Consider the following 1358-nt stretch of genomic DNA (forward strand, 5'->3'; position numbering starts at 1 on the left):
GCTGGAGGGTCAGCGCGCGTGCCGGCTCGAACCACGTGGGCAGGTGCGTCGCTGGAGGGTCAGCGCGCGTGCCGGCTCGAACCACGTGGGCAGGTGCGTCACGCGTCCCGCCGGGCCACCGACCAGCTGCGGGCTCCAGGTGAGGCAGAGCTCGTCGACGAGGTCCGCGTCCACCAGCTGGGCCAGGAGCGTCGGGCCGCCCTCGGCCAGGATGTTCGTCAGCCCGCGCCGGCTCAGGGCGGCGACGACGGCGCGCGGGTCGACGGCGCCGGGCACACCACCGTCCGCGACGATCACCCGGTCGGCCCCGATCCGCGTGCGCAGGTCGTCCAGCGACGGTGCCGAACCGGTGGTGAGCACGAGCGGGGGCCGGTCGGTGTCGAGCAGCGAGTCGGGGAGCTCGCCGCTGGCCGTGACGATCGCGAGCTCGAGGGCGTCCGGCCGGCCGAGCGCGGCGCGGGCGGCCCGCAGCTCCGGGGGCACGTCCAGCGGCGGGTAGCGCTCCGCACGGGCGGTGCCCGCACCGACCAGGACGACGTCCGCCAGAGCGCGCAGCACCCGGAACACGCGGAAGTCGGCGGGGCCGTTGATCGAGCCGCTGACGCGGTCGGCACCGGTGGCCGCGCCGTCGACGGTGCTCACCATGTTGGCGCGGACGTGCACCCCGGTGGTCGCTCCGTCCGCGAACATGGCGACCAGCTCGGCCTCGTCGCTGCGCGGCGCCAGGTGGCGCACGGGGGCGTCGAGCGGCAGCAGGACGTCGAGCGCGGGGAGGTCGGCCACGTTCGCCAACCTAGGCCAGGACGTCCGCCAGCGCCGCGACGTCCCCGATGACGACGACGGCCGGGTTGCCGACGCCACGCTCCCGGGCCCGGTCCGCGATGTCGGCCAGCGTCCCGACCGTGGTGCGCTGCGCGGGCAGGGTGCCGTTCTCGATGATCGCGACCGGGGTGCCCGGGTCCTTGCCGTGCGCGAGGAGGGCGCGCGTGTGCGACGGCAGCTGTGCGACGCCCATGAGCAGGACGAGCGTGCCGTCCAGGCGCGCCAGCGTGGCCCAGTCGGGGGCCGTGTCGTGCGCGGACAGGATGGTGACCTGGCGGGCCATCCCGCGGTGCGTGACGGGGATCCCGGCGGCTGCCGGCACGGCGAGCGCGCTGGTCACGCCCGGGACGACCTCGACGGGAACGCCTGCGGAGAGGCAGGCCAGCACCTCCTCGCCGCCACGCCCGAGCACGAACGAGTCGCCGCCCTTGAGCCGCACGACGCGGTGGCCGGCCTGGGCGCGCTCGACCAGGACCGCGTTGATCTCGGTCTGCGTCAGGGTGTGCGCGTGCGGTGACTTGCCGGCCTCGATGATC

Annotated in this window: 2 protein-coding genes; both read right to left on the minus strand. The window is 75.8% G+C overall.

Going from position 1 to position 1358, the window contains the following annotated elements; all coding sequences use genetic code 11:
• Nucleotides 1-9 precede the first annotated feature (9 nt).
• On the minus strand, nucleotides 10-783 hold the full coding sequence (locus tag AC1DUQ_RS21770; protein WP_477074640.1) for a dihydrofolate reductase family protein: 774 nt from the start codon (nucleotides 781-783) through the stop codon (nucleotides 10-12).
• Nucleotides 784-793: 10 nt separating this feature from the next.
• Nucleotides 794-1358, minus strand: a 565-nt coding sequence (cobA, locus tag AC1DUQ_RS21775) for a uroporphyrinogen-III C-methyltransferase (protein ID WP_477074641.1), incomplete at its 5' end; no start/stop codon positions are given.

The organism is Cellulomonas sp. P4_B5_2 (genome assembly GCF_056402235.1).